General features: G+C 32.1%; 23 protein-coding genes, 1 tRNA gene, 1 other RNA gene and 1 pseudogene. 24 read left to right on the top strand and 2 right to left on the bottom strand.

Features of this window, described 5'->3' with window-relative positions; translation table 11 throughout:
• The first annotated feature begins 3 nt into the window (after positions 1-3).
• From coaE to ssrS, 4 genes are all read left to right on the top strand, one after another.
• Positions 4-627 carry a dephospho-CoA kinase gene (gene coaE / locus RCG18_RS02915; RefSeq protein WP_308039943.1) on the top strand — a complete coding sequence of 208 codons (624 nt, stop codon included), beginning with the start codon at positions 4-6 and terminating at the stop codon, positions 625-627.
• A 22-nt stretch (positions 628-649) separates the two neighbouring features.
• Positions 650-1,258, top strand: coding sequence for a lytic transglycosylase domain-containing protein (locus tag RCG18_RS02910; RefSeq protein WP_308039942.1), 609 nt, complete (start codon positions 650-652; stop codon positions 1,256-1,258).
• A gap of 56 nt (positions 1,259-1,314) precedes the next feature.
• Positions 1,315-1,397, top strand: a tRNA-Leu gene (locus RCG18_RS02905).
• An 11-nt stretch (positions 1,398-1,408) separates the two neighbouring features.
• A non-coding RNA gene (gene ssrS / locus RCG18_RS02900) (6S RNA) lies at positions 1,409-1,605 on the top strand.
• 91 nt (positions 1,606-1,696) lie between these two features.
• Here ssrS and RCG18_RS02895 read toward each other — a convergent pair.
• Positions 1,697-2,071 carry a hypothetical protein gene (locus RCG18_RS02895; RefSeq protein WP_308039941.1) on the bottom strand — a complete coding sequence of 125 codons (375 nt, stop codon included), beginning with the start codon at positions 2,069-2,071 and terminating at the stop codon, positions 1,697-1,699.
• Positions 2,072-2,866: 795 nt separating this feature from the next.
• Between RCG18_RS02895 and fdhF the strand changes: the two genes are divergently transcribed.
• From fdhF to RCG18_RS02845, 10 genes are all read left to right on the top strand, one after another.
• On the top strand, positions 2,867-5,017 hold the full coding sequence (fdhF, locus tag RCG18_RS02890; protein WP_308039940.1) for a formate dehydrogenase subunit alpha: 2,151 nt from the start codon (positions 2,867-2,869) through the stop codon (positions 5,015-5,017).
• A 74-nt stretch (positions 5,018-5,091) separates the two neighbouring features.
• Complete coding sequence (gene glp, locus RCG18_RS02885) at positions 5,092-6,297, top strand: gephyrin-like molybdotransferase Glp (RefSeq protein WP_308039939.1); 1,206 nt, start codon at positions 5,092-5,094, stop codon at positions 6,295-6,297.
• Positions 6,275-6,814 carry a molybdopterin-guanine dinucleotide biosynthesis protein B gene (gene mobB / locus RCG18_RS02880; RefSeq protein ID WP_308039938.1) on the top strand — a complete coding sequence of 180 codons (540 nt, stop codon included), beginning with the start codon at positions 6,275-6,277 and terminating at the stop codon, positions 6,812-6,814. Before glp ends, mobB begins: the two co-directional genes overlap by 23 nt.
• Positions 6,807-7,586 carry a formate dehydrogenase accessory sulfurtransferase FdhD gene (gene fdhD, locus RCG18_RS02875; RefSeq protein WP_308039937.1) on the top strand — a complete coding sequence of 260 codons (780 nt, stop codon included), beginning with the start codon at positions 6,807-6,809 and terminating at the stop codon, positions 7,584-7,586. Before mobB ends, fdhD begins: the two co-directional genes overlap by 8 nt.
• A 152-nt stretch (positions 7,587-7,738) precedes the next feature.
• Positions 7,739-8,227 (top strand): NADH-quinone oxidoreductase subunit NuoE, encoded by a 489-nt coding sequence (gene nuoE / locus RCG18_RS02870; protein ID WP_308039936.1) that lies wholly within the window; start codon positions 7,739-7,741, stop codon positions 8,225-8,227.
• A gap of 2 nt (positions 8,228-8,229) precedes the next feature.
• Positions 8,230-10,035 (top strand): NADH-quinone oxidoreductase subunit NuoF, encoded by a 1,806-nt coding sequence (locus RCG18_RS02865; protein ID WP_308039935.1) that lies wholly within the window; start codon positions 8,230-8,232, stop codon positions 10,033-10,035.
• Between the two features lie 11 nt (positions 10,036-10,046).
• Positions 10,047-10,805 carry a 2Fe-2S iron-sulfur cluster-binding protein gene (locus RCG18_RS02860; protein ID WP_308039934.1) on the top strand — a complete coding sequence of 253 codons (759 nt, stop codon included), beginning with the start codon at positions 10,047-10,049 and terminating at the stop codon, positions 10,803-10,805.
• Between the two features lie 53 nt (positions 10,806-10,858).
• The gene (locus tag RCG18_RS02855) at positions 10,859-11,413 is read left to right on the top strand and encodes a 4Fe-4S dicluster domain-containing protein (RefSeq protein ID WP_308039933.1); all 555 of its coding nucleotides are present in this window, start codon (positions 10,859-10,861) and stop codon (positions 11,411-11,413) included.
• A 35-nt stretch (positions 11,414-11,448) separates the two neighbouring features.
• Entirely contained in the window at positions 11,449-12,834 is a 1,386-nt protein-coding gene (locus RCG18_RS02850) for a [FeFe] hydrogenase, group A (RefSeq protein WP_308039932.1), read from the top strand.
• 3 nt (positions 12,835-12,837) lie between these two features.
• Positions 12,838-13,362 carry a 4Fe-4S dicluster domain-containing protein gene (locus tag RCG18_RS02845; RefSeq protein WP_308039931.1) on the top strand — a complete coding sequence of 175 codons (525 nt, stop codon included), beginning with the start codon at positions 12,838-12,840 and terminating at the stop codon, positions 13,360-13,362.
• Positions 13,363-13,418: 56 nt separating this feature from the next.
• On the opposite strand, the gene RCG18_RS02840 is transcribed toward RCG18_RS02845, so the two are convergent.
• Positions 13,419-14,783: a sigma-54 interaction domain-containing protein gene (locus RCG18_RS02840; RefSeq protein WP_374119115.1), complete on the bottom strand. Its 1,365-nt coding sequence runs from the start codon at positions 14,781-14,783 to the stop codon at positions 13,419-13,421.
• A gap of 451 nt (positions 14,784-15,234) precedes the next feature.
• On the opposite strand from RCG18_RS02840, the gene RCG18_RS02835 reads away from it, so the two are divergent.
• From RCG18_RS02835 to mreD, 10 genes and pseudogenes are all read left to right on the top strand, one after another.
• The gene (locus RCG18_RS02835; RefSeq protein ID WP_308039929.1) at positions 15,235-15,702 is read left to right on the top strand and encodes a chemotaxis protein CheX; all 468 of its coding nucleotides are present in this window, start codon (positions 15,235-15,237) and stop codon (positions 15,700-15,702) included.
• A 463-nt stretch (positions 15,703-16,165) separates the two neighbouring features.
• Positions 16,166-16,603, top strand: a complete 438-nt coding sequence (locus RCG18_RS02830; RefSeq protein ID WP_308039928.1) for an ACT domain-containing protein — start codon at positions 16,166-16,168, stop codon at positions 16,601-16,603.
• 157 nt (positions 16,604-16,760) lie between these two features.
• On the top strand, positions 16,761-17,267 hold the full coding sequence (locus tag RCG18_RS02825) for a GNAT family N-acetyltransferase (RefSeq protein ID WP_308039927.1): 507 nt from the start codon (positions 16,761-16,763) through the stop codon (positions 17,265-17,267).
• Between the two features lie 98 nt (positions 17,268-17,365).
• A complete protein-coding gene (locus RCG18_RS02820; protein WP_308039926.1) occupies positions 17,366-18,085 on the top strand; it encodes an SPOR domain-containing protein in 720 nt (239 codons plus the stop codon).
• Between the two features lie 215 nt (positions 18,086-18,300).
• Positions 18,301-18,561: a DUF4321 domain-containing protein gene (locus tag RCG18_RS02815; protein ID WP_308039925.1), complete on the top strand. Its 261-nt coding sequence runs from the start codon at positions 18,301-18,303 to the stop codon at positions 18,559-18,561.
• A 31-nt stretch (positions 18,562-18,592) separates the two neighbouring features.
• Positions 18,593-19,168, top strand: coding sequence for a Maf-like protein (locus RCG18_RS02810; RefSeq protein WP_308039924.1), 576 nt, complete (start codon positions 18,593-18,595; stop codon positions 19,166-19,168).
• A 14-nt stretch (positions 19,169-19,182) separates the two neighbouring features.
• Positions 19,183-19,869, top strand: coding sequence for a DNA repair protein RadC (gene radC / locus RCG18_RS02805; protein ID WP_308039923.1), 687 nt, complete (start codon positions 19,183-19,185; stop codon positions 19,867-19,869).
• A gap of 20 nt (positions 19,870-19,889) precedes the next feature.
• Positions 19,890-20,900, top strand: coding sequence for a rod shape-determining protein (locus RCG18_RS02800; RefSeq protein WP_308039922.1), 1,011 nt, complete (start codon positions 19,890-19,892; stop codon positions 20,898-20,900).
• Between the two features lie 9 nt (positions 20,901-20,909).
• Positions 20,910-21,779: a rod shape-determining protein MreC gene (mreC, locus tag RCG18_RS02795; protein WP_308039920.1), complete on the top strand. Its 870-nt coding sequence runs from the start codon at positions 20,910-20,912 to the stop codon at positions 21,777-21,779.
• 11 nt (positions 21,780-21,790) lie between these two features.
• Positions 21,791-22,281: pseudogene (gene mreD / locus RCG18_RS02790) on the top strand (rod shape-determining protein MreD).
• Position 22,282 lies beyond the last annotated feature (1 nt).

The following is a 22,282-nucleotide window of genomic DNA, read 5'->3' as shown; positions in this document are numbered from 1 at the left end:
TGTGTGCTAAAAATAGGTATTACAGGTGGTATAGGAAGCGGGAAAAGTACTATATCTGATATGCTTAGAAAAAAAGGATTCAGCATTATAGATGCAGATATCGCTGCAAGAGAGGTATTAAAAGTTTATCCTGAGATACTTCAAAAAGTAAAAGAACAATTTGGAAAAGAGTTTTTTAATAAAAAGGAAGAACTTAAAAGAAAAGAGTTTGGTAATTACATATTTGCTGTGGAAGAAAGAAGAAAAAAATACGAAAAAATAATAATGCCATTTATAATAGAATATATATTTATCAAGCTAGATAGATTTAAAGAAGAAGGAAAACAAGTATGTTTCGTTGATGCAGCTACGTTAATAGAAAATAATCTTCATAAGTATATGGATGTAAATATACTTGTATGGGTTGATTCAAAAACCCAAATAGAAAGAGTAAAAAATAGAGATCACTTAACAGAGGAACAGGTAATTGATAGAATTAGTTCTCAAATGCCTTTAGAAGATAAAAAAAGGGTATGTGATTTTATAATAGATAACTCAAAAACTTTAGAGTATACTGAAAAGGAACTATATAGAGCATTAAGAGAAATTGGCAAAAAGTATAGGGGGGTGGAGTGTCTTAAATTATAGATATTTTAAGACATAAAGTATATTGAAAACTATTAAACGTGCATTATTGCTTATAGTATTTATTGTTTTTATAATGAACATTGCAAATATAATAAAGTTATTTTTTCCGTTAAAGTATTCTAACTATATAGTTAAATATTCTCAGACATATGCATTGGATCCTTATTTGGTTTCTGCAGTAATAAAGGCAGAAAGTAATTTTGAAGAAGGAGCAAGATCACATAAGAATGCTTATGGACTAATGCAAATAACTCCTGATACAGCGGAGTGGGCTGCAGAGAAAATGAATATAAAGGATTTTAATGTTTCAATGTTAAATGATCCTGAATTTAATATAAGAATGGGATGCTGGTATTTAAATAATTTAAGAGAAGAATTTAACGGAAATATGGATGTAGTATTAGCTGCATATAATGGTGGTAGAGGAAATGTACAAAAATGGTTAAAGAGTTCAGATCATTCAGCAGATGGAAAGAATCTTCACTACATACCTTTCAAGGAGACTGACAAGTATGTAAAAAAAGTTAAAGTAAATTATAACATCTATAAGTATTTATATGATAAAAACCAAAGCAAATCATTAAAAACAGCAATAGATATATTTATGCAATATGTAAGGCTTAAAAACTAGGAGATTTATTTTACAGTTGACAATTAAATAAAATATACTATAATATAGGTAGAGACGCGAGAGTGGCGGAATTGGCAGACGCGCACGTTTGAGGGGCGTGTGGGAGACCGTACGGGTTCAAGTCCCGTCTTTCGCACCATTAAAATTGTATAATTTCTGAGATATTTGAGAAGCTCTATATTTTGAACCTACATTACTAGAACGGGAGTTCAACATTTAGGCGTAGATATGTACTTTCTTGTGAGACCCTTTGTGACGGCTTTGAAGGCGATAGAAACATCTGTGAGGACACCCACCTATCGGAGAGATAGGTGTCAAAATTAGAGCGGCGGTATTTCGGATTATACTTTTGAAAAGTAATTGAGAGAGGTAAATTTACCTCTCTTTTATTTTATACAGATTATATGTTATATTCTGCATAACTTATATAATTAATAACTATTTTTTGCTTTGTCTTGATTGTTCATTAAGCTTCTTAGCTTCTTCTAAATCAGAAGAGCCAACTCCACTAGTCATTCCCATACTAGTACTGCTAGCCATTGCTGAAGTACTACCTTGTCTTGATTGCTGATTAAGTTGTCTAGCCTCCTGTAAATCTGCAGAATCTGCTCCACTAGTTATTCCAGTGCTAGTACTGCTAGCCATTGCTGAAGTGCCGCCTTGTCTTGATTGCTGATTAAGTTGAACAGCCTCTTGTAGGTCTGAAGTATTTGTGCTGCTAGTCATGCCACCAGCCATTCCTGTACTAGACATGCTTTGTCTAGACTGTTGATTTAATTGTTTTGCTTCTTCTAAAGCTTTTTTGTTATCCATGAGAAAATCTCCTTTCAAAATGCAAATTACTAAGATAGATTCATAATTGTGAATCCATTAAGTAGAATTCCCATATGAGATAATAGTATTCTATTATCTTATTAACATTAATAGTGAAATTATGAAATTTGATATACTCATTATTAATTGAGAGATTTTACAATAACTTTAATTTAAGAAGTGCAGCTTAATGCAAAGTGAATAAATTGAAATAATAAATTATTGATAAAAAAATAACAGTAATACAATAATATACAATAGATGATAAAAAATTTGCTGCGAATTTGTGTTTTTTTATGTGAGTTTAATGTGATTAAATGATATGTGAGAAAATTAAGAATTAACTTATTTTAATGTTATTTTAAAAAAATTATAGTTATTTTTTGCTTTATTAGTAGAACTTGACATGAATTTCCTAATATTTTAATATATTATTATAAGTAGAACTAATCTAATTAATCACAAATAAAATTGTAAATGAATTAAAGGTTGATCAAACATACTAATCTACTAAATTATATATTCATTGAAATAGTTATACTAAGTTACTCAGTAATCGTTCTTGTCACTAATCTCTAGTATACTTTGAATAAATTCCCGCTATACATTTTAAAATAATTAATTATTTGATAATTTAATTAATCTCATGTTTATTTGTAAATTACAAGAACTGATAGGTATGCTGCAAATGACTCGTGAGAGACATTGTGGTATTCTAATATATTAAACAATGGTTATAAATAAATTTGTATCAATAAGAAAAATTAAGAGATAGACAAAAAGGGGGGAATTACAATGGAAAATAAGGTGCTGACAGTGTGCCCTTATTGTGGTGCTGGTTGCAACCTTAATCTGATTGTAGAGGATAATAAGATAGTTAGAGCTGAGCCAGCAAATGGTAGAACTAATGAAGGAACTTTATGCTTGAAAGGTTATTATGGATGGGACTTTTTAAATGATCCACAACTTTTAACTTCTCGTCTTAAAAGACCAATGATTAGAAAAAATGGAGAGCTTCAGGAAGTATCATGGGATGAGGCTATAAATTTTACTGCTTCAAAATTAAGTGAAATAAAGGAAAAGTATGGTCCTGAATCAATTATGGGAACGGGATGTGCAAGAGGATCAGGAAATGAAGCAAATTATATAATGCAAAAATTTATTCGTGCAGTGATTGGGAGTAATAACATAGACCACTGTGCAAGAGTTTGACATGCTCCTTCAGTAGCCGGTTTGGCCTACACATTGGGAAATGGAGCAATGTCTAATGGGATTCATGAACTAGACAATGCTGACTTAATATTTATTTTTGGTTATAATGGAGCAGACTCTCATCCTATAGTTGCTAGAAGAATTGTTAAAGCAAAGGAAAATGGAGCTAAAGTTATAGTTGTTGATCCTCGTATAACAGAATCTGCTAGGATAGCTGATTTATGGCTTCCAATAAAAAATGGAACTAATATGGCGTTAGTTAATGCTCTAGGGAATGCATTAATAAACGAAAGCCTTTATAATAAGGAGTTTGTTGAAAAGCATGCAGAAGGCTTTGAAGAGTACAAAGACTTAGTTAGCAAATATACTCCTGAATATGCGAATGAAATAACAGGTGTTCAGAAAGAAGATATAAGAAAAGCAATGAGAATGTATTCATCAGCTAAGAATCCTATGATATTATATGGAATGGGAGTATGTCAATTTGGGCAGGCAGTTGATGTTGTTAAAGGACTAGCAGCTCTTGCTATATTAACTGGCAATTTTGGAAGGCCAAGCGTAGGCATTGGACCAGTAAGAGGCCAAAATAATGTTCAGGGAGCCTGCGATATGGGAGCTTTACCAAATGTATATCCTGGTTACCAAAAAGTGGATGATGATGATGTTAGAAGAAAATTTGAAGAAGCATGGGGTGTAAAGCTTTCCAATAAGATTGGATATCATTTAACTGAAGTTCCAAGGATTACATTGGAAGAAAACAAGATTAAAGCTTATTATATTATGGGAGAGGATCCTGTTCAAAGTGATCCAAATTCAGCAGAAGTTAGAGAAGCATTAGAGAAAATGGAACTTGTAGTTGTACAGGACATATTTATGAACAAGACAGCATTGCATGCTGATGTAATATTACCAGCAACATCTTGGGGGGAACATGAAGGTGTTTATAGTTGTGCTGATCGTGGCTTCCAAAGGTTTAGAAAAGCAATAGAGCCAAGTGGTGATGTTAAGCCAGATTGGCAAATACTTTCAGAGGTTGCCACTGCAATGGGCTATAATATGCATTATAATAATACAAAAGAAATATGGGATGAGATGAGAAATTTATGTCCAAACTTTACAGGAGCTAGCTATGAAAGATTAGAGGAACTTGGGGGTATTCAGTGGCCATGCCCTGATGAGAAACATCCAGGAACTTCATACCTGTATGAAGGAAATAAATTTTCAACTCCAAGTGGAAAAGCAAAGTTATCTGCTTCAGAATGGAGACCGCCAATGGAAACTCCAGATGAAGAATATCCTTTAGTTTTATCTACAGTTAGAGAAGTAGGTCATTATTCCGTAAGAACAATGACAGGCAATTGTCGTGCCCTTCAGCAACTTGCTGATGAACCAGGCTACATACAAATGAACCCGAAGGATGCAGAAAAGCTTAGGGTTAATGATCAGGAGCTAGTAAGAATAAGCTCTCGAAGAGGTTCTGTAGTAGCTAGGGCGCTAATTACAGATAGAGTTAACAGAGGGGCAGTTTACATGACATATCAATGGTGGATAGGTGCATGCAACGAATTGACTATAGATAATTTAGATCCTATATCGAAGACTCCTGAATATAAATACTGTGCTGTAAAAATTGAAACAATAGAAGACCAAGAAAAAGCAGAGCAGTTTGTTAAGGAGGAATACAATAGAGTAAGAAAAGCAATGAATGTTCAAACCGAAAAAGTGGAAGCATAAAATAATATAAAGGCCTATCTTGGAAAAGATAGGTCTTTTGAGAAACTATTTAGCGAACATAGGAGGAAATTAAATTGATAACAATCGAAGAAGCTTTAGAAATAGTATTAAAAGAAACAAGAGTATTAGGATTTGAAACAGTAAATATATTAAGTTCATTAGAAAAGGTCTTAGCGGAGGATATTTATTCAAAAGATAATTTACCTCCTTTTGATAAATCTGCTATGGATGGGTATGCCATTATAAGTGAAAATACAGAAAATGCTTCAGAAGAAAAGCCTGTAAAACTTAAAATAAAAGGGATAATTAAAGCAGGTGATTTTTATGAAGGTCAGCTAAAGTGTGGAGAAGCATTGAAAATAATGACAGGAGCGCCTATACCTAATGGGGCTGATGCAGTAATTCAGATTGAAAATGTTGAAGCCGACAACGAAGAGGTAGCTATATTCAATCCGGTAAAAAAGAATAGAAATATATTAAATCTTGGTGAAGAAATTAGAAAAGGAGATATTGCTCTATTATCAGGTATGACTATAAGACCATCAGAAATTGGGCTTATGGCTTCACTGGGATTTAATTCTGCTAAAGTTATTAAAGCACCTAAAATAATTATAATTACTACCGGAGATGAACTTATAGATGTCAATGAAGAGTTAACCTCAGGTAAGATAAGAGACTGTAATGGATATTCACTTATGGCGCTTGGAAAAAATCTTCAAGCTAATGTAAAGTCTTATGGCATTGTAAGAGATGATATGAGTTTATTATTTAAAAAGATGAAAGATGCCTTTGAAGAGGGTGATATTATTATAACTTCTGGAGGGGTATCTGCTGGAGATTATGATTTTGTTGAGAACTGTTTAAAAGAATTAGGTGCTGATGTTAAATTTTCGTCAGTAGCTATAAAACCTGGCAAGCCATTCACATTTGCAAAATGCAAGAATAAGTTATTCTTTGGGCTTCCAGGAAATCCTTTAGCAGTAATAAATACATTTGAACAGTTTGTAAGACCTGCAGTTAAAAAGATGATGGGTAAAAGTGATACACATAATAAGGAATTTAAAGTTGTTTTAGGAGAAGACTTTAGCTCTGTGAAGGGGAGAATAAACTATGTTTATGTAAATATTGAAGAAAAAGATGGAATCCGCTATGCATACAAAGTAGGTTCTCAAAGTTCAAATCAACTCTTAACAATAAGCAAGGCGAATGGAATTATTATAATAGATAAGGAAATTGTAAAAGCAGGAGAGGAAGTCAATGGAAGATTCATATTTAAATAAAGTACCAATAATTTCGATTGTATCAACAAAGTCTGATACTGGAAAAACAACTTTGATTGAGAATATTATAAAAATATTAAAAAATAAAAAATATAAAGTAGGAGCAATAAAACACGATGTCCATAAATTTGAGATAGATTACCCAGGAAAAGATAGCTTTAAGCTCACAGAGGCTGGAGCAGATAAGGTTGTAGTTTCATCAGACTCAAAATTAGCTATGATTCAAAGAATTGAAACTAAAAGGACAATAGATGAATTGCTATGGCTATTTAAAGATATGGATATCATTATAATCGAAGGGTTTAAAGATAACAAGTTCCCTAAAATAGAGATTCATAGAAAGGAAGTTGACAGTAATTTGTTGTGTCAAAATCCTAAATTTGATAGCTCAAGCTTCATTGCTGTTGCAAGTAATGAAACATTAAATATAAATATTCCAGTTCTAGATATAAACAGCCCAGAAGAAGTGTGTGATTTTATTGAGAGAAACATTTTGGGAGGAAGTGTAGTTGATTAAGATAAAAAAATATCCTGTAATTAGATATGATAAGCATGAAAAAGAAAGTAGCTCTGAAAGTATGATTTATGAGTATCCTTTAAGTTTATTCGTAAATGAAAAACATATAGCAACACTGTTATGTACACATGAAAAATTAGATGCTTTGGTCTGGGGATTTTTAAGAACTCAAGGAATAATCTCTGATATGAATGAAGTAGAAAGTTTTGAGTTAGATGAAAAAAGTGGTGTAGTTAAGATAAAATTAGATGCAAATAACGATAAACAATTAAGACAACTATTACCGGTAGGTTTTAATGAAGAGAGTAGAGCAGATTTTTTTTCGAAGTTAGTTGAATCGTTAAATTGTAAAGCTGCAGAGGATAATTGTCTTTCTATTGATGTTTCAAAAGTTTACGAATTAATGGAAGAGAATTTATCATACTCTGAGGCTTTTAAGCAAACAGGAGGAGCGCATTGCGTAGCTTTATCAGATGGGGAAAAAATAGTTGTGATTTGCGAAGATGTAGCTCGCCATAATGCTATGGACAAAGCAATTGGAGAGGCACTTATGCAAAATATATCGCTAAATGATAAGATTATCTTCATAAGTGGTAGGGTGTCTTTTGAAATGATATTAAAGGTTGCTAGGTTTGGATTACCAATAGTTATTTCAAAGTCTGCACCAACTAGTCTTTCAATAGAACTTGCACAAAAATTAAATATAACATTAGCTGGGTTTGTAAGAGGAGAAAAGATGAAGATTTATACATGTCCTTATAGGATAAAATAGTTATCAAAAATTTAAAAATAAGGTTTTATTAGAAATGGGTTTGGGGTTTTAAATTGATTTTGGGTTTTAAATAGGTTTTAGGTTTTAGGGATAAGCGGGATAATTATTGTTATTCTGTTTATATAAATTTGCAATAAGAGGGGGATTTATTTATGCAAGCGGCACAAAAACAAGAATTACGCGAAGACAGCTTGTGTGCGAGAGACGTAATAGAAAAGTATCCTAAGGAGCAGAGATTTACTCTGGCAATACTTCAGGATATACAAAGAAAGTATAAGTATATACCAAGAGAAGCATTAGAAACTCTCGCAGAATACTTAGAAATACCTGTAAGTAAATTATACGGTATGGCAACTTTCTATAAAGCTTTAAGTTTAACACCAAAAGGAAAGTATATTATAACTGTATGTGACGGAACTGCTTGTCACGTTGCAGGCTCAATGGTTGCGCTTGACGAGATTGAAAAATGTTTAGGGATTAAAGCAGGACAAACTACAGAAGATCTTAAGTTCTCAATAAATACTGTTAACTGTATAGGATGTTGCGCTATAGCACCTGTAATGATGATTAATGAAAGATACTATGGTAACTTAACGCCTAAAATGGTAAAAGAAATTCTTGATGAATATAGAGGTGAATAGTGATGAGTGTAAAGAAAACTATTTATGTATGTTGTGGGACAGGTTGCTTAGCTAGAAATAGTATGGAGTTATATGAAGAGCTTAAGAAAAAAGTAGCTGAATTAGGAGCAGCAGCTTCTGTAGAAGCAGAATATGAATTTAAAGCTACAGGTTGTGATGGACTTTGTGAAAAGGGGCCAGTAGTAAAGATTCAGCCTGATGATATTGCTTACTTTAAAGTAAAAATTGAAGATGCACAAGAAATTGTAGAAAAGACAATAATGAATGGCGAGGTTATCGATAGGCTTCTTTACTTTGAAACATCAACAAAGCAAAGATTAAGACACCATAGGGAAAGTGAATTCTGCAAAAGACAGATAAAAATAGCACTTAGAAATGTAGGAGAAATAGATCCTGTTGTTTTTGAAGATTATCTAGAAAAAGATGGATATAAGGCTCTTCATAAAGTAATATTTGATATGAAAAAGGGCGATGTAATAGAAGAAGTAACTAAGTCAGGTCTTAGAGGAAGAGGAGGCGCAGGCTTCCCAACAGGACGTAAGTGGAACACTGCTTTTAAAATAGATACTGCTCCTAAATATGTAGTATGTAATGGTGATGAAGGTGACCCTGGTGCATTTATGGATAGAAGTATAATGGAAGGTGACCCTCATAGTGTTATAGAAGGTATGGCCATATGTGCTTATGCTATCGGAGCAAACCAAGGCTTTGCATATATAAGAGATGAATATGGACTAGCTATTGAAAATATGAAGCTAGCAATAAAGCAAGCAAGAGAAAGAGGATATCTTGGCAAAAATATAATGAATAGTGGTTTTGATTTTGATATTGATATAGTAAGAGGTGGTGGTGCCTTCGTATGTGGAGAATCTACAGCGCTATTATCCTCAATCGAAGGAAAAGTTGGAGAGCCAAAAGCTAAGTATATTCACACTACTGAAAAAGGCTTATGGGGTCAACCAACGGTATTAAATAATGTAGAAACTTGGGCTAATATTCCGATAATAATTAGCAAAGGTGGAGATTGGTATAGTTCCATAGGAACTATGAAAGATAGTAAAGGTACAAAAGCCTTCTCACTAGTTGGTAAGGTTAAAAATACTGGATTGGTAGAAGTTCCGATGGGAACTACTCTCAGAGAAATAATATATGATATAGGCGGCGGAGTATTAAACGACAGAAAGTTTAAAGCTGTTCAAATAGGTGGACCTTCTGGTGGATGTCTACCTGAAGAATATTTAGATTTACAAGTAGACTATGATACTCTAGTAAAAGCTGACTCTATGATGGGTTCTGGTGGTATGATTGTTATGGATGACAGAACCTGTATGGTAGACATTGTAAGATATTATCTAAACTTCCTTGCTGAAGAGTCCTGTGGAAAATGCGTTCCATGTAGAGAAGGCGTAAAGAGAATGCTTGAAATACTAACTGATATTTGCGAAGGAAGAGGCAGAGAAGGAGATATAGAAGAGCTTGAAAAAATTTGTAAAACTGTAAAAAATGCAGCTTTATGCGGACTTGGAAAGAGTGCTCCAAATCCAGTTGCGGCAGCTATCAGATATTTTAGAGATGAATTTGAAGAGCATATAAAAAATAAGAGATGTCGTGCAGGAGTATGTAAGGAACTTACAACATTTATTATAGATGAAGATAAATGTGTTGGCTGCGATATATGTAAAAAGAATTGTCCTGTAGATGTTATTACAGGAGATGTTAAGAAACCTCATACAATTGATACTGAAAAGTGTGTAAGATGCGGTAACTGTATGAACATTTGCAAGTTTAATGCAGTTAAAGTTAAATAGGGGGTGTTGCTATGAGAATTATAATTGATGGAAAAGTATGTGAAGCAGAACGTGGTGAATATATACTACAAGTAGCAAGAAGAAATAATATATATATACCTACATTATGTCATAGTGATGCTCTTTCAGGACTAGGAAGCTGCAGACTATGTGTAGTTGAGGTAATAGACAGGGGATGGTCCAAGGTTGTAACTTCTTGCATATTCCCTATTACAAAGGAAGTTGAAGTTGTAACTAATTCTAAAAAAATAAGAGATATAAGAAAAGATTTAGTTATGCTTCTTCAAGCTAGATGTCCTGAGAATGAAGAACTTAAGAAAATGGCAGCAGAATTTGGAGTTGAAGAAGAGAGAGTAAGCAGATTTAAATTAGATAGAAGCGAAAACTGTGTACTTTGTGGACTCTGTGCAAAAGCTTGTGAAGAAATGGGAACAGGCGCTATAGCTACAGTTGATAGAGGTATTTTCAAAAAGGTTTCTACACCTTTTGACGATCCATCACCAGAATGTATAGGTTGTGCTGCTTGCGCAAATGTGTGCCCAACTAATGCAATAAAGATGGTAGACAAAGATGGTGAAAGAGAAATATGGGGTAAAAAATTAAAATTACAAGCATGTGAAGAGTGTGGCAAGGAATTTGCTACTGTAGATCATGTAAAGTTTGCATTTGCAAAGGCAGGCAGAAAACTAGAGAAAGTACTTTGCGAAGAATGTAGGAGAAAGGCAAGTCTTGAGAATATAAAAAATGTTTTCGAAGGTTTAGAGCTGTAGCATAAAGCTTTTTAGAATTGAGAATTGGAAATTAAGGAAGGGTGGTAAGTTAAATGAAACCAGATCTTAACTCTTTTGTAATAGGAGACCCAAATAAGTGTATTGGATGTAGATCCTGTGAAGTAGCTTGTGCGGCAGCTCATAGAGAAAATAATACAGGTGCAACAATAGGCACTATAGATACTCCTATAATCCCAAGATTATTTTTTATAAAAAATAAAAATGCAGCTATGGAAGTTCAGTGCAGGCATTGCGAAGATGCCCCTTGTGCAAATTCATGTCCTTCTGGTGCAATAACTCAAGTTAACGGAGCTATAACTATAGATGATAAAGTTTGTATAGGATGTAAGACCTGCAGCTTAGTATGCCCGGTTGGTGCAATTGATCTATTACCTAAATATGTAGGATCAGTAGTAAATGGTGGAATTGATAGAAAGTTAACTATAATGGCGTATAAGTGTGACATGTGTAAAGAGGTTGGTGGCACACCGAATTGCATTAAAGCATGTCCGAAAGATGCTTTAAAAGTAGCTACTCCTAAAGAAGATAAGACAGATCGTAATGTTAAAGCGGTTTTAGGATTGCTTAATATTAACAAAAATCTTTAGGTTATAAAAATCCATGAAAGAAAGGGATGTTAGAGATGTCAACAAATACTGCCATAATAAATATAGATAAAGAATTATGTACAGGTTGCAGACGTTGTTCAGAAGTTTGCCCTGTTGATGCAATAGAAGGCAAGGATGGAGAGCCTCAGCAAATAAATGTAGATAAATGCGTTATGTGTGGACAGTGTGTACAGATTTGCAAAGGTTATGCTCCTATGTATGAAGAAATTCCGACACCTAGAAGCAAAAAGCTTTATGACAGAGGAATGTTAAAAAGTGTAAAGGAACCTATATTTGCAGCTTACAATAAAGGACATGTAAGAGAAGTTAGTGATTTATTACAAAATAAAGATGTGTTTAAAGTTGTACAATGTGCGCCAGCAGTAAGAGTAGGCTTAGCTGAAGATTTTGGATTAGAGCTTGGAACACTTACTCCAGGAAAGTTGGCAGCAGCACTTCGTAGGTTGGGATTTGAGAGAGTATATGATACAAACTTTACTGCAGATTTAACTATAATGGAAGAAGGTACTGAGCTTATAAAAAGGGTAACAGAAGGTGGAACTTTACCAATGTTTACATCCTGTTGTCCTGCATGGGTTAAATATGTAGAACAGACATATCCAGAGCTTATCGCGCATCTTTCAACTTGTAAATCTCCACAGCAGATGGCTGGAGCGGTGTTTAAAACTTACGGTGCAAGAATTAACAATGTAAACCCAGCCGAAATGTATAGTGTATCTGTTATGCCATGTACATGTAAACCTTTTGAAGCAAACAGAGAGGAAATGAATGATAGTGGATACAGGGACGTAGATGTTGCTATAACTACAAGGGAACTAGCTCAATTGATAAAAGATAAATCTATCGACTTCCACAGCTTACCGGAAGAAGAATTTGATAATCCGCTAGGAAATTATTCTGGTGCAGGTACTATATTTGGATTAACTGGTGGAGTCATGGAAGCGGCTCTTAGAACAGGATATGAACTTATAACTAATCAGTCAATTCCAAGTGTAGACCTTACTGCTGTAAGAGGTGGAGAAGGCTTTAGAACAGCAGAAGTGGAGGTTGGTGACTTAAAATTAAAGGTTGGAGTGGTTTCAGGATTAAAACACGTTGAGCCTTTAATGGAAAAGATAAAGGCTGGTGAGTGTGATTTACACTTTATAGAAGTTATGACCTGTCCTGAAGGATGTATAAGTGGAGGCGGACAGCCAAAGTTAATTTTCGACGAGGATAAGAGCATAGCTTATAGTAATAGAAAAGCTGGACTTTATAACCACGACGCCAATTTAGAGGTTAGAAAATCACATGAAAATCCTGCTATAAAGGAAATATATAATGAGTTCTTAGGAGAGCCTCTAGGACACAAGTCACATGAGCTCTTGCATACACATTATAAATCCAGAAAGGAGAATTAATTAATGTCTAATCGTTTTGTAGCAGCTGATCCAAATAAGTGTATTGGTTGTAGAACTTGTGAAATAGCATGTGCTGTAGCGCATTCAGAGCAAGATATTTTCACCGCTAAGACTGAAGATATTCAATTTCAACCTCGTTTAACAGTAATAAAGACTGCTAAAGTAAGCGCACCCGTTCAATGCAGACAGTGCAAGGACGCACCATGTGCTAGTGCGTGTCCAGTAAACTGCATAAGTAATAAGGATGGATATATGCATGTGGATGAAACAGTCTGTATAGGATGTAAAACATGTATGATGGCATGTCCTTATGGTGTTATTGATTTAGTTAGCCAGTATAAAGATGGGGAAAAGATATTACAAGAAAGATTCAGATATTCAGATGAAGGAGAAGTTCATACAGGCAAAGAAAAAATTATAGCAATTAAATGCGATCTTTGCAGCAATAGAGAAAAAGGACCAGCCTGTATAGATGTTTGTCCTACATCCGCTTTAAGAATTATTAACTATGAAGATATAGAAGAGTAGAATTATATAGGGTTACTTGGCCGAAATTTATCTTTCGACCAAGTAACCCTATATTTTTAGCTAAAGCTATTTAAGTCTATATTAAATTTAGCTATTTTTCTATATATTGTAGCTTTTCCTATTTTTAATAACTCAGCCGCCTTTATAGCATTACCGTTACAATAGATGAGAGCATCTTTTATGCATTGTTCCTCAACAGCTTCTAATGAAATAATTTCTTTTTTGGACGGAGAAGTGTCAACTGGCTTATTTACTGGAACCTTTGTTTGTAGGTGTCTGGAGTTTATCATGGTATCCTCACAAAGATAATATGATCGCTCAACCACATTTCTTAATTCTCTTATATTTCCGCAAAAGTTATAGGTTTTTAGTTTCTCTATATAGGATGGGTCAATATATTTTGGATTGCAAGGATTTTTAGAATTTAACTTATTTATATAATACTGAGCTAGAAGTTCTATATCTTCTTTACGTTCTTCTAAAGGAATAAGTTGAAGACTCATTACATTTAGTCTATAGTATAGATCACCTCTAAAATTTTTATTTTCTATTTCATCTGTTAAAGTCCTATTGGTAGCAGCTATTACTCTAACATCTACAGACTTTTCATATGTTCCACCAACTCTAGTAATTTTAAGATTGTCTAATACTCTAAGAAGTTTGGATTGTATATCCAATGGAAGCTCTCCAATTTCGTCTAAAAATATAGTGCCACCGTCTGCTAGCTCAAATTTTCCAGGGTATCCACCTTTAGAGGCACCTGTAAAAGCTCCTTTTTCATATCCAAAAAGCTCGCTTTCAACAAGCTCTCTAGGAATTGCTGCGCAGTTAACTGCTACAAAAGGACCGTTTTTTCTTGAACTAAAGTTATGGATGGACTGAGCAAATACTTCTTTTCCGGTCCCACTATTTCCTTCTATTAATATATTACAGTTAGTTTTGGCTGCTTTTTTAGCAAGCTCTACTATTCCCTTCATCTTTTCGTTTTTTGTGAGTATATCGTCAAAAGTGAAAGAGGCCTTATACCCCACAACATTATTCACCATTTTATGAAGATTTTTTGTATCTCTTAAGGATAAAACCAAACCAATAATTTTTCCTCTTAATCTCACTGGTATTATATTTGTTACACATCTTATTCTGCTGCCATTTATATCAAAAATACAATCTTCGCTAAATTGTTTTTCACCAGTTAATAAGATCGTATGTAAAATATCTTCTTTTAGTATGTCATTTAGATGAGTTTCATATAAAAATTCTTCTTTTATACCTAATATTTTAACAGCAGTGATATTAACCTTTTTAATCAAAAGATTCTCATCTGTAACAATCAACCCTTCATAAATAGATTCAAAAATAGCTTGCAATATAAAAGAAGATATATCATATTCTAAAATGCTGTCCATGTCAATTCTGCACATATCGCTGACATCTTCAAAATAATCTGCTAACTCCATAATTTATCCTCCTTTTCTTATCTACAAATTTAGTATATCACTTTTAAAAAATAAATTAAACAACAAAATGTTTCAAAATGATAATAGTGGATAAAATTATCATTTTGAAACATTTTGCTTCTCATTATGATAAAGATAAAATATTGAATATTAAGATATTTTACAATCCGATAACAAATATTTATAAAAATAAAAGGATTTAAACAGTTTTTGTTGAATATTAAACATAGAAATAGTTTCCTTGTTAATTTTTATGAACACTACATATATTTAATTACCTTTTAAGTTTATAGTTATTCTGGTAAACTTAATATAATACTTTTAAGAATTAGTTTATATTATTTATATAATAAATTATGTTATTTCTTCAATTTAGTTAGATAATCAGTTAAATATTTTTTAGGAGGAAGCATTGATGAAGGTAGAGTATATAGAGCCATTTATACAAGCAAGCCAGAATATATTATTGCAGATAGTTAATGAGGAAGCAGTTCAAGGAAAACTGTTCCTAAAGGATTCAACTTTTCATGGAGATAATGTTATAATAATAATAGGTATTGCAGGAGATGTAAGAGGACAAGTTATCTTTAATTTATCTCAGAAGTCAGCATGCAGTGTAGTTTCAAAGATGATGTGTGGAATGCCTGTATCAAGCCTAGATGACATGGCAAAGTCTGCCATATGTGAACTTGCCAATATGATATCAGGAAATGCAGCTACGTTATTTTCAGAGCAGAAAATTAATTTAGACATAACGCCACCAACTATAATGATAGGAGATAACATTGAGATATCTACTACTAAGTCACAATCTATTTGTGTACCATTGTTTATACAAGATGACTTTTCTTTTGAGATAAATGTTTCCTTATCAGAAAGCTAAATTAAATATATATTTAATATAGGTGAGAACTCCTCGATTAAACAAGAGTTTTCAGAATTAGTCTAAAGTAGCAAAAGATTAAGGCTGCTTTAGACTAATTTTTTATCACTATATAAGGTACTTTCAAAAAACAATTAGTCAGTAAGATGCAAAATATCTCTTGCATCTTTAACTTATTATTTTCTTTTATATATCCAATATATATCCAATATGTATTGAATATTAATATGTCATAAAATTGGATGTATTGCTTGAAAACTTGAAATCTATAGTAAATCATGCTAACATTAACTTGATATATTTGTAAATATAGTTGTATTTTAAGTGAAATCCGCTGATTGAGAACTAATGGAGGTTAAAGTCCTAAATAGACTTTAACGGGTAATTTTGCTAGGTAAAAGTTCATTTAGAACTTTTACCTAGCAAAATTACCCAGTGTTCCGACTAAAGGGAGGAAAATAATATGAATAATAAATATTTAATAATTGATACAGCAATACTTCCAGAAGTATTTACTAAGGTTGTTAAAGTTAAAGAATTGATCAGAACTGGAAAAGTAAAGGACATATCAGAAGGTGTAAGATTAGTAGAAATAAGCAGGAGCACTTATTATAAATATAAAGATTTTGTATTTACATTGTCCGAGGGAATAGTAGGACATAAAGTTACATTAGGCTTAGTATTAGTACATGAGGCTGGTACTCTCTCTAAAATATTAGATAAAATAGCATTAGAAAAAGGTAACATACTTACAATTAATCAGGATATTCCTATAAATAACGCGGCTAGTGTTACTATAACCTTTGATGCATCTAAACTTGAAATGGAAATTAATACATTAGTAGAAGAATTTAGAGCTACTAAGAATGTAATTAAAGTTGATTTGGTAGCAGTTGAATAAGGCAATTTAAATAAAAATAATTATATATTTTTTAGCATATCCTAAATCCTCAATAAAATTATATTTTAAAGTAATGTCTGTAGATTTAATTAAAAATAAAAGGAATTTATAATTTAGTGTAGAATTTAAGAGTTAACGTACTTTTAGAGGTGAGGTTATGTTAGATGTTGAACTAAGGTTTAACGATATTAATATTTTAAATATTGAAAAAAGTGATTTACCGCAAATACAAACCTGGATGAAGTTGCAAAAACAATTTGTACATGATGAAACAGATTTACAAGAATTAAAAGAGCGATTTTTAGAGAGCTATATAAGTGAATGCGAATTTTTCTTAAAAATTAATAAAGAACAAGAACTATTAGGAATTATAAAGGGAAGATTAGAGTTTAAAAATCCCAACGAGGCTTGGATTTGGTTTTTTTACATTGATGATAAATATAAAAAAACCAATTTAAATAATCAAGTCATGGAAAAACTATTAAATTATTTTTTATGCGAGTATGATGTAGATATTTTTTGTACGAGAATAATAAAAAGTGATAGAGAAAGTTTAGAGTTTTGGAAAAACATTGGGTTTAAATCCATAAGGATTGTAAAAGATTTTTATAGTATAAATGGGAAATACATGGATATGTTAATTATGAAGAGAGTAGAAGTTTAGAATAAAAGTAATAAATTGACCTTCAAGTAAATATTAATATATAGTAAAACGTAACTTTTACAAATTAAATTTACTACCCAGAAGGTGAGGGGAAAAAGTTGAAATACACACGATATGACTTGAAAAAAGATAATGGTAATAAAGCCTTTATTGCCGTTATATTTTTAATACTAGTATTGGCATTTTTATTTGGAACTGCTATTTTTAAATTATTTATAAAAAGTCCTATCAGTTCAAATATAAAGAACGACAGTGTTTCGAACACGTTAAATCAGAAAACTGATACTAAATCTTCTGGTAACTTAAATAATAGTAAAATTACTAAGTTTGTGGCAATACAGGGAGGCATATATCAGAGTAAAGAGAATGCTGATGCAGAGAGAACTCTCTTAACACAGTATGGTACTCCTTTTACTGTAACTGAAGATAACAAAACAAGAGTATTTTTAGGCATATACACAGAAGAACAAGCTGAGAGAATCATGAAATCTCTTACAGAACAAAAAGTTGATAACTCAAAAATGACATTCATATTAAATAATAATGACTTATGCGATATAGAAATAGCAGAAATAATAAATGCAAATATACAAATATTAAATAAGCTTGCTGAGAAAAATGTTAAAGCAATACAAACTGAAGAATTAAAGAAATGGTGTGTAGCTTTAAAAAAAGTGGACAAAGATAGTAAGAACATATTAATACTAAAGGATATACAAGATCATATAAGCAAAATGCCTAAGGAGTTAACAAAGGAAAATGTTGCAGAAAATTACACGTATTTATATAATCTCTTAAAAAAAATAGGTTCGAAATAATAGAATTAAGCAGACGGCAGTAAATAAATAACTGTTTGTCTGTTTTTGTTTTATAATGTTAATGGATTTACACAAAATCTAAGTTTAACCTTATGAGAAAAATAAATACATATGAATTAATTTAAAATTTTTTTAAACTATATTGTTATGCACTTGTGTATAATTTTATTAAATGTTAAACTATATAGGATATATTATTAAGGTAGGGGATGTTTGTGAGAGGGGCTGAAAAAAGCATAAGTTTCTTATGGTTTGTAATATTCCTAGGAGCAGTATGTGGAAGCCTTATAGGTGATATACTGGGGGATAGCTTAAGTATTTTAAGTTTTTTAAAAAATTCTTATTCTGTAGGTATGTCAACACCAATTGTATTAAACTTGAAAGTTATGGTTTTAACATTGGGTTTAAACTTTAATATTAATATTATGACTATAATTGGTGTAATTATGGCTATAATACTATACAGAAGATACTAGGCATTTTGATAATTAAATAGGATGTGGTTTAATGAATATTGTGTTAGCATCAGCTTCAATTAGAAGACATGAACTTCTAAAAAGACTTACAGATAAATTTGAAATAATAGCAAGTGATTTTGATGAAAATGCAGTTGAATTTGATGGCGATTGTGGTTCTTATGTAATGAAGCTTGCTGAAGGAAAAGCATTAAACGTATGCAAAGGTGTACATAATGAATCAATTATAATAGGTTGTGATACTATTGTGTCCTTTGGAAACAAAATATTAGGAAAGCCAGAGAATGAAAAGGAAGCATTTAATATGCTAAAATTTTTAAGTGGTACTTCTCATCAAGTATACTCAGGTATAGTTGTGCTAAATAATGCATCAGGCAAAGTAATAAAGGACTATGTCTGTACTAATGTTAAGTTTTCTGATCTATCTGATGATGTAGTAAGAAAATACATAGAAAGAGGAGAATATAAGGATAAAGCGGGAGCCTATGGCATACAAGGATATGGTGGAGTTTTTGTTGAAGAAATTCACGGATGCTATTATAATGTTGTAGGGCTTCCATTAAATAAATTATCAAAAATGTTAAGGGAGATGGGGGTAAGTTCATAAAAGGAGTATGATTCATGAAAGAAACATTAAAAATTATGGATTTACCTACAAATGAAAGACCTAGAGAAAGACTTTTTAGATATGGCGTAGAAACCCTATCTAATTCTGAGCTTTTGGCAATTATTTTAAGATCAGGAAGTAAGAAGGAAAATATATTAAATCTAAGCGGTAGAATTATTAAAGAAAATGGTGGATTAAATGGACTTTTAAATTGTACAGCTGATGATTTTATAAATTTGCATGGAATTGGAAAGGCCAAAGCTGCTCAGCTTATAGCTTTAGCAGAAATTTCAAAAAGACTTAAATCTTACAAAGATGGTAATGAATATAAGATTGTTACTCCAAATGATGCAGCAGAACTTGTAATGGAAGAAATGAGATATCTTAGACAAGAATATTTAAAAGTAGTTATGTTAAACACAAAAAATATTGTAATATGCATAAAAGACGTTTCCGTTGGAAGTCTCAATTCTTCTATAGTTCATCCAAGGGAAGTGTTTTGTGATGCTATTAGAAAAAGCAGTGCATCTATAGTAGTATGCCATAATCATCCATCCGGTGATCCTACACCAAGCAATGAGGATATAAATGTAACCCATAGATTGAAAGAATGTGGAAAGCTTTTGGGTATAGATTTACTTGATCATATAATAATTGGAAATGGGATTTATATAAGTTTAAAACAAAAAGGAATATTGTAAAATCGAAAGGAGAAATTTAAATGGGATTTTTTGGTATGTCTCGTGATATGGGAATTGATTTAGGTACAGCTAATACATTAATATATGTCAAGGGAAAAGGAATTTTGCTTAGAGAGCCTTCAGTTGTGGCTATAAATAGCGATGTTAAAAAAGTACTTGCTGTTGGTGATGAAGCAAAACAGATGATAGGTAGAACACCAGGAAATATTGTAGCTATAAGACCTCTTAAGGATGGTGTAATAGCTGATTTTGATGTAACGCAAGCAATGCTTAAGAAATTTATTGAAAAAATAAGCCCTAAATCTGCATTTACTAGTCCGAGAATAGTTGTGTGCTTTCCATCAGGTGTTACAGAAGTTGAAAAGAGAGCTATAGATGAGGCAACAAAACAAGCTGGTGCTAGGGATGTTTTACTTATGGAAGAGCCTATGGCTGCAGCTATTGGCGCTGGACTTCCTGTAAATGAGCCAACTGGAAGCATGATTGTAGATATTGGAGGCGGTACAACTGAAGTAGCGGTAATATCACTTGGTGGTATTGTTACAAGTAAATCCTTACGAGTTGCTGGGGATGAACTTGATCATGCAATTATTAGCTATATAAAGAAAGAATATAATCTTGCAATTGGAGAAAGAACTTCAGAAAACGTGAAGATACAATTGGGTTCAGCATTTGATACTGGAGAAGATGCTTCAATGGAAATCAGAGGAAGAGACTTAATATCAGGTCTTCCTAAAGTTATAAATATTACAGAAAGTGAAATAAGAGACGCCCTAAAGGAACCTGTAGCAGCAATAATTGATGCTATTAAAACAACACTTGAAAAGACACCACCAGAACTTGCATCAGACATTATGGACAAAGGAATCATGCTTGCTGGTGGAGGAGCGATGCTTAAAGGACTAGACCAATTAATAAATAAAGAAACACATATGCCTGTTCACATAGCTGAATCTCCACTTGATTGTGTTGCCCTTGGTGCTGGAAAAGCATTAGATACTATTGATAAGATAGTAGCTAGCAGAAAATAGTAAATAACAATGAAATTTTTTAGAAACAAACTGGCGGTAACTATAGTAGTACTGTCAGTTACATTTTTAATTTTAATTTCACGTAGTGTCAAGGGAGATAACATGTCCTTTATGAAAAATGGCATAGGCGTAACTTTTAATTCTGTGCAGGGTGGAATATTTAAGTTCAATAGCGGCGTAAAAGATTGGTTTGGTTTTGTTTTTAACTTTTCTAATGTAAAAAAAGAAAATGAAGAATTAAAGAAGAAAAATAATGAGCTTGAAAGCAAAGCAATTGATTATGAATCTCTTAAAAGTGAAAATGATAGGTTAAGAAATATGCTTAATTTTAAAAGCCAAAACTCTGAGTATAATTATATAGGCTGTGATATAAGAGGAAAAGGTTCAAGTGGGCTTTTAGATCAATATATAGTAAACAAAGGAAGTAAAGATGGCATTGAAAAATATATGTTAGCTATAAGTTCTCAAGGTGAACTAGTAGGCCAGGTAACTTCAGTAGGTAGTAACTGGTCTATGGTTCAAATCTTAGCGAATGCCAATACTAATATAAATATTGCAGTTAGTGGATATATAGAAAGAACAAAAGACAATGGCATAGTACAGGGATATAAAAATAGCAGTAATGAATTACTTGCTAAGTTAAGCTATTTGCCTTTGGATTCAGATATAAAAAAGGGTGATGTAGTTTGTACTTCAGATATTGCAACTCCTTACCCAGGACTTTATCCAAAAGGAATTAGGATTGGATCAGTAATAGATATAGAAGAAGACAAGGGGAAAGTAATGAAAAATGCCATAATTAAGCCATATGTTGACTTCAATAAGCTTGAAGAACTATTTATAGTTGTTCCTAAGGAAAAAATAGATATAAAATACTAAGGTGATATAAAATGAGAAAAATATTAATTTTATTCCTTCTGTCAATTTTATTTTTTATACTGGATAATGTACTGATGCCATTTTTTTCTATAAAAACCATATATCCAAGTTTACTCTTAGTTTTTATGATTTGTTATTCTATAGCTAATGGAAAATGGGAAGGATTGTGGCTAGGAGTTTTTGTGGATTACTCCAAGATATATATTTTACTAGTGGATTTGGATTAAATGCTCTAATAAATATGATTATATGTATAATTGCAGGCATAATAGGTGATAACATTTTTAAGGAAAAAAGCCTTATTCCTGTAGCATCCTGTTTTTCTTTAAGTTTTTTAAAAGGCACCGTACTACTAATAGTATTGTATTTCTTAAAAATAAATGTTAACTTTAAAGATGTATTTTTTATTGCTCTTTATAATATGGTTATTAGTGCAATAATATACAAAAAGGTATACAAATTATGTCAGAAAGAGTACATGCAGAAAAGATGGAAGTTTTAGA

This window comes from Clostridium sp. OS1-26 (assembly GCF_030915445.1).
In the GTDB taxonomy this organism is placed as follows: domain Bacteria; phylum Bacillota; class Clostridia; order Clostridiales; family Clostridiaceae; genus Clostridium_AM.
The sequence above is the reverse complement of the archived record's forward strand: the minus strand, read 5'-3'. Positions and strand labels throughout refer to the sequence as shown.

Excerpts from the sequence above, each read along its gene's own strand:
- RCG18_RS02895 (WP_308039941.1), bottom strand. The coding sequence starts at position 2,071 with ATGGATAACAAAAAAGCTTTAGAAGAAGCAAAACAATTAAATCAACAG.
- mobB (WP_308039938.1), top strand. The coding sequence starts at position 6,275 with ATGGAAGATTCATATTTAAATAAAGTACCAATAATTTCGATTGTATCA.
- nuoE (WP_308039936.1), top strand. The coding sequence starts at position 7,739 with ATGCAAGCGGCACAAAAACAAGAATTACGCGAAGACAGCTTGTGTGCG.
- RCG18_RS02865 (WP_308039935.1), top strand. The coding sequence starts at position 8,230 with ATGAGTGTAAAGAAAACTATTTATGTATGTTGTGGGACAGGTTGCTTA.
- RCG18_RS02860 (WP_308039934.1), top strand. The coding sequence starts at position 10,047 with ATGAGAATTATAATTGATGGAAAAGTATGTGAAGCAGAACGTGGTGAA.
- RCG18_RS02855 (WP_308039933.1), top strand. The coding sequence starts at position 10,859 with ATGAAACCAGATCTTAACTCTTTTGTAATAGGAGACCCAAATAAGTGT.
- RCG18_RS02850 (WP_308039932.1), top strand. The coding sequence starts at position 11,449 with ATGTCAACAAATACTGCCATAATAAATATAGATAAAGAATTATGTACA.
- RCG18_RS02845 (WP_308039931.1), top strand. The coding sequence starts at position 12,838 with ATGTCTAATCGTTTTGTAGCAGCTGATCCAAATAAGTGTATTGGTTGT.
- RCG18_RS02840 (WP_374119115.1), bottom strand. The coding sequence starts at position 14,783 with ATGTGCAGAATTGACATGGACAGCATTTTAGAATATGATATATCTTCT.
- RCG18_RS02835 (WP_308039929.1), top strand. The coding sequence starts at position 15,235 with ATGAAGGTAGAGTATATAGAGCCATTTATACAAGCAAGCCAGAATATA.
- RCG18_RS02830 (WP_308039928.1), top strand. The coding sequence starts at position 16,166 with ATGAATAATAAATATTTAATAATTGATACAGCAATACTTCCAGAAGTA.
- RCG18_RS02825 (WP_308039927.1), top strand. The coding sequence starts at position 16,761 with ATGTTAGATGTTGAACTAAGGTTTAACGATATTAATATTTTAAATATT.
- RCG18_RS02810 (WP_308039924.1), top strand. The coding sequence starts at position 18,593 with ATGAATATTGTGTTAGCATCAGCTTCAATTAGAAGACATGAACTTCTA.
- radC (WP_308039923.1), top strand. The coding sequence starts at position 19,183 with ATGAAAGAAACATTAAAAATTATGGATTTACCTACAAATGAAAGACCT.
- RCG18_RS02800 (WP_308039922.1), top strand. The coding sequence starts at position 19,890 with ATGGGATTTTTTGGTATGTCTCGTGATATGGGAATTGATTTAGGTACA.
- mreC (WP_308039920.1), top strand. The coding sequence starts at position 20,910 with ATGAAATTTTTTAGAAACAAACTGGCGGTAACTATAGTAGTACTGTCA.